This is a genomic window from Cyclonatronum sp. (genome assembly GCF_022565315.1).
GTDB lineage: Bacteria > Bacteroidota > Rhodothermia > Balneolales > Cyclonatronaceae > Cyclonatronum.
In genome coordinates, this window is the sequence record NZ_JAIUMX010000130.1 from 1 (window position 1) to 9,355 (window position 9,355).

Here is a 9,355-nt window from a genome sequence, read left to right on the forward strand (position 1 = left end):
GGTACATGAAAAGGTGAGCGGTAAAGACAGCGGCCTGTTTGCTGACGGTCAACCCGATACTATTGTAATACACTACACTGGCGGGCCGTCTGCCGGCTCAGCCGTAAACACGTTTCGCAATCCGCAGATAAAAGCGTCGGCTCATATTGTGATCGATTACGACGGCACCATCACTCAGCTTATCCCTTTTAACAGAATCGCATGGCATGCCGGTGTAAGCCGCTGGGGCGACCGGCACAGCCTGAACCGCTATTCTATTGGTATAGAAATTGTGAACCCCGGCTATCTCACCCGCTCAGCTGCTGTTTGGCGGGGACTCTACGGAGATACTTATGAGGAGGGAAAGGTGATTGAAGCGACCCATCAGAATGAAAACAGCCCGAGATGGTGGCGCGTTTTTGAACCCGAGCAGATGCAGGCCTGCCATCAGCTGTGCGAGGTGCTCATGCAAACCTACGGAATCACCGAAATACTGGGGCATGATGAAATTTCGCCCGGCAGAAAGCAGGATCCGGGCCCTGCGTTTCCGATGGACCGTTTTCGGGGCAGGCTGCTTGATACCGACCGCAGCGATGAAACGCCGGAAGAGAAACCCCGCGAACGGCGTCAGGGTACGGTTACGGCCTCAAGCCTCAACATCCGCAAAGGTCCGGATGCGGGAAGCGAGCGCGTAACAGATCCGCTCCCTAAAGGAACGAGTGTGCGCATCCTCAAAGAGGAAAACGGCTGGCTCGAGGTGGAAACGGTTATCAGGGGCTGGGTTTCAGCGCAGCACATCAGTGAGCGCTGACAGCGGCCCGGGCCGGGAAAGCATCACTTTTCGTTCAGCATCATGGCGATCGGGTAGTGATCGCTGTAGCCCGTATCGGGCCTGAAATCACGGGGTGTTGACGGCCGCCCGAACCGGATGGGATCCGGATACATGCCGCCGCTCACCATCTCCGGGAACTTCTCGATGCGGGCATTTCTGCCGTCAGCGAAGGGCGCGAGCCTTACCGGCGCGTTGCCGAGCAGGGCGCCGCGCGAAACCATGAGCTGATCAATCACAAGCGGGAAGTTGTTGAAATAAAAGGTGCCTTCCGCATCACCGAGCACGGGCCACATCAGGTTGAACAGCCGCGGGATGCGCGCATTGCGCACCCGTGTGAGCGAATTAGACGACAACGCATATTCGGTGAGGGCCCGGTTAAACGGCTCGTCGTTGAAATCACCCATCACCACCACCGGAATATCGCTGCCGCGGATCTCGAAAATCCGCTCCATCCAGTAGCTGAGCGTCTCGGCGGCCATAATCCGGTAGGGCTCAGAGCTGTGCTCGCCGCCCCGCCGCGACGGCCAGTGATTGCCGATAACCAGCAGCGGGTACCCGCCCGGCTTTGTTCGCAGGTTAATCTGAAGCAGGTCGCGCGTGGCACTCCGCTTGAGCACTTCATGATGAAAGAGCTGCTCAAATTCAAACAAATCAGCATCATAAATAAAGGCGACATCGATACCGCGGTTGTCGTTGGTAGGGTGATGCGCCGCCCTGTAGTTCCGCCCAAGCGCCCCCAGCTTGCCGATGAGAGCGCTCAGAACGGCTTCATTTTCGACTTCGCACATGCCCAGCAGATCAGGACCCGCATTGCCGTTCATTTTCATGATGATGTGCGCCAGCTGATTCAGCTTTTGGTCGAGTACGGCAGCGGTCCAGCCGCTGAGCTCGTTACGCAGGCGCGATTGCAGGAAATCGGGGCGGCTCGGGCAGTCTTCCGTGTCGAAAAGATTTTCGACATTCCACCAGGCGAGGTAGTAGTTTTTCATAGGGCTGTAAGCTGTTAGGGTGATGGCTGCTTGCTGAAAATGAACTTCTCGGATAATAGCTGTTTCGCCGCATTAATTCTTCAGCGGAAAACATTAAAAGGTGCTGTTCGGCGGGGATGCGGCATCGCTTCTCAGGCTGCGGTCTTCCTGAGCAGGCTACTTGTAAATGTGCTATCTTTGACGCCCATCAACAAAAATAAGACGAGTGCATACTTAATAATGAGTCAACCCCTCGAAGAGCTGCGCAAAAAGCTCGATCAAATTGACGAAGCCGTGCTGCGCCTGCTCGCCGAACGTCAGGAAGTAATCGGGCAGGTGGTGCAGGCCAAACGGCAGACCAAAGTGCCGGTTTACGTTGCCGGCCGCGAACAGGAGAAAACCGACCGTTTCCGCACACAGGCCGAAGAACTCGGCATCGACCCGGACTGGGCAGAAGATTTTTTAAGGATGATGATGAGTGCCTCCCGCGCAAATCAGTCGGAGGCTACTTTTCCAAGCGCCACTGCTGAGCCCAAAACCTGGCTTATTGTGGGCGGGGAAGGCGGCATGGGCCGGCTGTACGCCGGTTTGGCCAGGAAAAGCGGTCATGTGGTGCGCACGCTCGACCGCAACGATTGGCTGCGTGCCAAAGCTTTGATTGAGGGCGCCGATGTGGTTCTGATCACGGTGCCCATCAACCTTACCAAAGATGTGATCGCCCGTGTGGCGCGCTTCATGAGCCCGGAGCAGCTGCTGTGCGATTTCACCAGCCTGAAGGCTGACTATGTAGCGGCCATGACACAGGCACACGCCGGCCCGGTTGTGGGGCTGCACCCCATGCACGGCCCCGATGTGCGGCAGGTTTCGCGACAGCTCATGGTGGTTTGTGAAGGCCGGCAGCCTGATGCTTCAGAATGGCTGATCCGTCAGTTTGAGCTTTGGGGGATGCGCATCAAAAGGGCCGATGCCGGTATTCACGACCGCGCCATGCATCTCGTGCAGGGCCTGCGGCACTTTGTGGCCCTGCTTCATGCGTCGTTTATGAACCGCCTCGACCTGCGCCCCGAAGACATGCTCGATTACAGCAGCCCCATTTACCGCGCCGAGCTGATGATGACCGGCCGCATTTTCGCCCAGGATGCCCGCCTCTATGCCGATATCGTGTTCTCCGATAGCGAGCGGCGGCAGCTGCTTACCGATTTCCTCGCCCACCACACGCAGCTTTCGGAAATGGTGCAGACGGGCGACAAGGAAAAATTCATCCGTGAATTTGAAGCCGCGACCGACTTCTTCGGGGAATTTGGTCCACAGGCGCTTCGGGAGAGCGGCTACCTCATCAACCGGCTCGCCGACCGTTTCGGCTAAGCCGGAAGCAGTCTAAGGGCGCGGTGCGCATCACCCTGATACAACACCCCATCATCCTTCAGGTGTGGTGTCATTATCCTCATTATCGCTGATCAGACGGTGCCGGGAGCGGATTTTCGCTGCGTCTTTATCGGTGATGAGGCCCGCGAGCAGGCCTTCGGTAACAACCGGCAGGCAGCTCAGGTTGTTGCGCTCCATGAGGTCGAGGGCGGCCTCGATTTCCATGCCGGCAGAGATGGTGAGCGGATCGCGCTGCATTACGTCGGCTGCGGTTGCAAACGGCTGATCGGGGTTGGCCTGCAGCCAGGCGGTAAGTCCGGCCTTGGTGATGAGCCCGAGCAGGCGGCCGTCGTTGTCTTCAACCGGCAGGTGCCGGATGTTGCGCCAGCTCATAATGCGCTGTACCATATCGGCAAGGTCGTGCTCCTGCACGGTAATGAGGTCGGTTGTCATGGCGTTGCCCGCAATTTCGTAGCGCATGCGGATGCCTTCCAGCTCTTTGGTTTCGGCGGTTTTCCACTTGCTTACCACCTCGCCTGACTGCTGCCGCTTGTACAGAATGGCCGTGAGCGCGGTGCAGGCTTCGTCGCGGCTGAGATCTTTGCGCAGCTTGCGAAAGCTGCCGAGCATCCAGCGGGAGCCGGTGTGGTAGCTTGCCGTGCGCCGCAGCACGATGCTCAGCCAGCGGAAGCGCTCTTCTTCCGGCACGCCGGCTTTGGCGAGACCTTCGTCGGCAATGGGGATCAGTTTATCAGTTACCAGGCGCTTAGCTGCGATGTGCTCACCCTCCCACCACATAATGCTGCCGATGCCCCACATGGCCGCCTTCTGGAAATTCTCTTTGGCGTGCTCGAAAGGCATCATTTTTTCAATTTCCGAGTAGCGCTCGGGCATGCCGTGCATCAGGCCGGCCCAGAATGCCATATTCGCCATTTCATCGGCCTGCGTAGGTCCGGAAGGCAGGTAGCGGTTCTCGATACGCAGGTGCGGCACGCCGCCGCTCACGCCGTAGCAGGGGCGGTTCCACTTGTAAACGGTGCCGTTGTGCAGCATCAGCGCCCGAAGTTTGGGTATGCCGCCTTCCCGCAGTACCTGAAGCGAGCTCTTTTCGATATCGGTCGAAAATAAAATCGTATGCCGGGCGATGTCGCTCTTGTACACATCGGTGGGCACCGAAATCCACTTGTTGCCAAACGTGACCCGCTGCTGCCGCTCCCGCATGTGGAAGCCGATGCTGCGCGTATCGATGCTCTGCTGAAACAGCGGGATGCGCGTTTCGGCCCACAGCTGCCGGCCGATGAGCAGGGGCGAGTTGGTGCAGACCGAAAGCACCGGGCCCGCGATGGCCTGCGCCCAGTTGTACTTTTGTACGAACTCAGCGGGGTTAACCTGATAGTGCATCTGAAAGCTCGTGTTGCAGGCCTCAAACAGAATGTTGCGGTGCTTGATGATGAGCTCATCAACGCCCGAAATATTGAGCTCGAATTCGCCGCCCCGCAGGTTTTTGAGCATGGTGTCGAGGGCGCGGTAGCGGTCGCGCGGGGTGAGGTAATCGAGCTGCACGCAGCGGTAATCGATGGAAGGCAGTATGCCGGCCAAAACTACCTTCTCGCCGTGAAGCGCCGCTGCCTGGGCTGCTTTTTCCAGCATTTCCCGGAGCTGCGCGGCCATGCCGTCGATGGCGCCGGCTTTCAGTTCTACCGGATCGAGGTTGATTTCCAGATTGTAGCGGGCGAGCTCGGTCGTAAAATGGCGGTCGCCGATGGTTTCCAGCACCCGCAGGTTGTTGCGCGAGGGTTTGTAGAAACTGTTCACCAGGCAGAACTCCTGCTCCGCCCCGATGCGGGTAATGCCCGATTCGAACAGCTCTTCATCGAGCATTTGCTGCAGCGCCTGAACGTCATCGATCAGGTGCCGCAGAAAAACCTTCCGGGCTTCCGGGTTAGTTGCAATTGCTATGTTTTGAATCCCCATAAAAATGCCTCCGCAGGCCTGTTTTTAGTCGTATTGGAAAAGTACCGGACTGCCGCAGTGTTTAACAATCCGGTACAGAAATCAAATATTCATTTTTTTGATAATCGTGATTAGTTATCAAAAATTAAAGGGCTGTGAAACTTAAATGTTTGTTTTTCTTTGAAAACAGGGCAGGCCAGGGTACACATCACCCGAACAGCCAGTAGCATACGGCTACGGAGGCAATAACGCCGGCGAGGTCGGCAATGAGCCCGGCCTGCACGGCATAGCGTACTTTGCGGATGCCCACGGCGCCGAAGTACACGGCGAGCACGTAGAAAGTCGTTTCCGTAGAGCCGAACATGGTTCCGGCCACCTTCACCACAAATGAATCTTCGCCGTAGGCGGCAATGAGGTCGGCCATTACGCCAACCGAGCCGCTGCCGGTGAGCGGCCGCATGATCGCCATCGGAAGCACTTCGGCCGGAAAACCGACCAGCGCCAGCACGGGATCGAGCAGGCCGATGAGCATTTCCAATGCCCCGCTTGCCCGGAACATGCCGATGGCAAACAAAATGGCCACAAGGTACGGAATGATGCGCACCCCGATCTGAAATCCTTCCTTGGCGCCTTCCACAAAAACTTCATACACCCGCACTTTTTTGATGAGGCCGTACAGCGGGATGGCAACGATGATGAGGGGCAAAACGAGAATACTTAAAATCTGCATGGTGTTGAGCGGTGTGGGTTCACAATTTTTGTAGGGTGATGGGGTTCCGGGCGGAAATCAGCTTTCCGACTGAGGCGCAGCCGCTGCGGGTACGACGGCAGGCGGCTCAGGGAATTTCCGGGCGTAGTAGGAAGCCGCCGTGACGCCAACCACCAGCGAAATCGCCGTTGTAATAAGGATGCTGTAAAACAGCTCAGCGACCCCGACCCCAAGCAGCGCGATGAGCGTAACCGGCGGCACCAGCTGCACGCTCGCGGTATTCATGGTAAGGAACATGCACATGGCGTTGGTCGCGCTTTCCTTGTCGGGGTTCAGCTTTTGGAGCTCCTCCATCGCCTTGATGCCCAGCGGCGTAGCGGCATTGCCCAGCCCCAGCATATTGGCCGAAAGGTTCAGGCTGATGGCCCCCAGCGCCGGGTGATCTTTCGGCACATTCGGGAACAGGAAGCCCAGCACCGGATTCACCACCTTCACAATTTTATAGATCAGGCCGCTTTCTTCGGCAATTTTCATGAGTCCCAGCCAGAGCGCCATAATGCCGATGAGCCCGATGGCCAGGGTTACGGCAAACTCGGCCATATCGAAGGCCGCCTTGGTGATGCTGCGCATTTTCACCAGGTGCACCTCCGGCAGGGTGATGACCGCCGTAACCGCCGCCGCGCCGCTTTCGCGCTGCACCACCAGCGCCCGAAGCTGCGTGAGGTCCCGCGCATCCTGAAACTGCGCCACCTTGCGCCAGTGCGCGGGCAGCGCATCCGTTACCGGGATAATCAGCTCCGCCTGATCTTCGCTCGGGAACCACTCCGCCCGGAAAACTTCGGGGGAAGCATCAGGCCCTGCCGTAATCCGGAACTGCACGGCCGTTCGCCGCTGCAGCGGGGTGTTTTCGGGGATGATGAGTTCGATGCCGATTTCAGCACCGTTTTGGAATTCGTCGGTCGCATAATCGCGAAGATCGGACGAGACGGCAAAAAGCAGGCTGAAGATGATGAGGCCGGCCCAAATGTAATTCAGCATGAAAGAGGGTCTTTGGTGGGAAATTTGAAAAAAAGGTGATGCGCATTTATGATACAGAACCGCCGGCCATTGCCCAAAACCAAATGCCGGGGTAGGGCAACATAAATTTTCATCAGCCGGTTAGTTCCCCCATCCCCCCTATAAAATCCCCCGGGCCGGCTTTTGGTCAGCCGTTCGGCTTCACCTGTGGCAGCATCCGGGCAAAAAAAAGCCGCTCCGGGAAGTTTTAACTAATCCGAAGCGGCTGCCTGTTGAGGAAATATGAGCTGCAAAAGGGGCTTAAAAGCCAGCACTGAGCCCAATGCTGAGCGCATGTTGCTTCTGGGTGAGCCCGATATTGGGGCTGCGCTCGTAATTCAGGTAGCGGAAATCGTAGCCCAGGGTAAGGGCAAGGTTGGGGTTAAAGGCGTAAGCAGCCTGCGGTGAGATACGGAAAGAAAAATGATCTTCCTGACTGATCAATGAGGCGCCAACAGTAGTGAGCAGTGCAGCCGACCACCGGCCTGTTGTTTCCAGACCCAGATTGAGCCCGATTACCGACTTTAGCGGACTGTCACTTACGTTCAGATTGGTGCGCACCACGGGGATGCCAGCCAAATCCAGTTCAAAATCCAGTTCTGACTTCAGGCTGCTGAAGCGTACGGCGGCCAGCGGCTCGGCAAAGTAGCGGTTTCCGTTGGTCGCCTCCGCTTCCCACAGGCGGTACAAAACCCCAAATTCAAGGCTCAGTGCGCTGCCGCTTGCCAGAATACCGGCCGTAACCGGCGTGCCGGCAGGTACCGGACTTGGGGGATTGAAGCGCGAATTAATGATGAGTGCCAGGGTCGGGGGAAGCGGGTAATTTTGGGCCAGGCGTGAATCCTCGGCATAAGTAAAGCTGAGGTCGGCGAAAAGTCCCCAGTCGTTTCGGCGGCCTTCCAGGCGAAAGCCACCGGAAAAAGCCTGATCGAGGGAGACAAAATCAGACAGCCCCAACTCAAAGGTTTCCGTGATTCCCTGAACACTCACATCAGACTGCAAATTAAATGGAATCAGCAGTTTGGGGGATACCTTGAATCGCCAGGTATCAGCATATTGGGCATCAGCATATTGAGGCAGAAGCAGGCCAAAGAGCCCCAGCAAACAGGGAAGTATAACAGAGCGGATGATAATCTTTTTCATTTGAAGCAATTATTTGAAGCCGTTAAAGTGAGAAATTGAATCTCGCTAAAATAGAAAGAAATGTGGATAGGGTTTAGTGCTGAGAGCTTTATAACCAGCTGAAGGTCACGGGTATTTCCCGGGCAGGACTATTAGGACTCCCAACTTATCCGGGAGAAAGGGTAGCTGATGAATCTGCCCTTTTACACACCATTCGGAGTTAAGCATTCAGTTTGGTTTTTGGGCGTCATCTACTCAATGATGAACCGTAAACATGAGGCAGCCCATGAACTATACCCTAAAACCCCTCAAGGTGCAGTGAATATTTATGAGATTATCCACCACTGTAAAAACATCAAACAAATTAGACCTTTAATCCTTCTTATGATGGATGTGTTTAAAGGCGTTTATGGCGGCGTTAATGATGCGTTAATGATGCATTAATGGGTGCTGGTTTCAATCCTTCTTATGATGGATGTGTTTCTAGAGGCCATCCACAATGAGGACGGAGTGACAGCCGAAGAAATGTTTCAATCCTTCTTATGATGGATGTATTTCTAGAGGTTTCGGTCGTCCTTACAAGCATGTCCCCTGCTGGGAGTTTCAATCCTTCTTGTGATGGATGTGTTTCTAGAGGGGAAGCGCAGCTTTCAGGCCAATCTGCAATTCGTAAAGTTTCAATCCTTCTTGTGATGGATGTGTTTCTAGAGGGCGCGAGTATGGCATCAAGGAACATGCCTTCTATGCGGTTTCAATCCTTCTTGTGATGGATGTGTTTCTAAAGGTGCGTCTTGCTGATAAGCATAAAGCTGTACAGATGAAGGTTTCAATCCTTCTTGTGATGGATGTGTTTCTAAAGGCTTTATTACATTGCCATTTGCGGCAAATGTACCACCGTTTCAATCCTTCTTGTGATGGATGTGTTTCTAAAGGCCAGCGGCCACCTTACAGCCGGGAACAAGCAGGCAAGTTTCAATCCTTCTTGTGATGGATGTGTTTCTAAAGGGGCATTGCTGTGACAGGCGATGCCTTTTTTTTGCCTGTTTCAATCCTTCTTGTGATGGATGTGTTTCTAAAGGTCGAAAAGTAAAACGGGTGGGAATATAGGTCTATTTATTTTAAATACTACTTCTGATGTATTATTATCTAAATGTCTAGACTTCTCGCTTATGAACTATTTTTTTTTGTTGTTTCAATCCTTCTTGTGATGGATGTGTTTCTAAAGGACGCAATCCAGCCGAGGGGACTATTATCCTATTTTTGTTTCAATCCTTCTTGTGATGGATGTGTTTCTAAAGGTTAAAGTAGCTTAAAAGCTGAAGCGCCAGGAGATAAATTTTAAATACTTAATTTTATGGATGTGTTTCTAAA

At 54.8% G+C, this 9,355-nt stretch carries 7 protein-coding genes and 1 CRISPR repeat array; of the genes, 2 read left to right on the forward strand and 5 right to left on the reverse strand.

Annotation, left to right across the window (positions count from 1 at the left end; genetic code table 11):
* Window positions 1-790 (forward strand): N-acetylmuramoyl-L-alanine amidase (locus tag LAT75_RS14015; RefSeq protein ID WP_291483304.1); only part of this gene is annotated, 790 nt, incomplete at its 5' end.
* Window positions 791-813: 23 nt separating this feature from the next.
* Here the strand turns inward: LAT75_RS14015 and LAT75_RS14020 are convergent.
* On the reverse strand, window positions 814-1,800 hold the full coding sequence (locus LAT75_RS14020; RefSeq protein ID WP_291483305.1) for an endonuclease/exonuclease/phosphatase family protein: 987 nt from the start codon (window positions 1,798-1,800) through the stop codon (window positions 814-816).
* A 219-nt stretch (window positions 1,801-2,019) separates the two neighbouring features.
* On the opposite strand from LAT75_RS14020, the gene tyrA reads away from it, so the two are divergent.
* Entirely contained in the window at window positions 2,020-3,144 is a 1,125-nt protein-coding gene (gene tyrA, locus LAT75_RS14025) for a bifunctional chorismate mutase/prephenate dehydrogenase (RefSeq protein ID WP_291483306.1), read from the forward strand.
* A gap of 51 nt (window positions 3,145-3,195) precedes the next feature.
* On the opposite strand, the gene LAT75_RS14030 is transcribed toward tyrA, so the two are convergent.
* From LAT75_RS14030 to LAT75_RS14045, 4 genes are all read right to left on the reverse strand, one after another.
* Window positions 3,196-5,118 (reverse strand): CBS domain-containing protein, encoded by a 1,923-nt coding sequence (locus LAT75_RS14030; protein WP_291483307.1) that lies wholly within the window; start codon window positions 5,116-5,118, stop codon window positions 3,196-3,198.
* A 187-nt stretch (window positions 5,119-5,305) separates the two neighbouring features.
* The gene (locus LAT75_RS14035; RefSeq protein WP_291483308.1) at window positions 5,306-5,827 is read right to left on the reverse strand and encodes a spore maturation protein; all 522 of its coding nucleotides are present in this window, start codon (window positions 5,825-5,827) and stop codon (window positions 5,306-5,308) included.
* Window positions 5,828-5,884: 57 nt separating this feature from the next.
* A complete protein-coding gene (locus LAT75_RS14040; RefSeq protein ID WP_291483309.1) occupies window positions 5,885-6,844 on the reverse strand; it encodes a nucleoside recognition domain-containing protein in 960 nt (319 codons plus the stop codon).
* A gap of 279 nt (window positions 6,845-7,123) precedes the next feature.
* Window positions 7,124-8,005: a hypothetical protein gene (locus tag LAT75_RS14045; RefSeq protein ID WP_291483310.1), complete on the reverse strand. Its 882-nt coding sequence runs from the start codon at window positions 8,003-8,005 to the stop codon at window positions 7,124-7,126.
* Window positions 8,006-8,353: 348 nt separating this feature from the next.
* Window positions 8,354-9,353: direct repeats of the CRISPR family, unit length 33 nt; unit sequence GTTTCAATCCTTCTTGTGATGGATGTGTTTCTA.
* Window positions 9,354-9,355 lie beyond the last annotated feature (2 nt).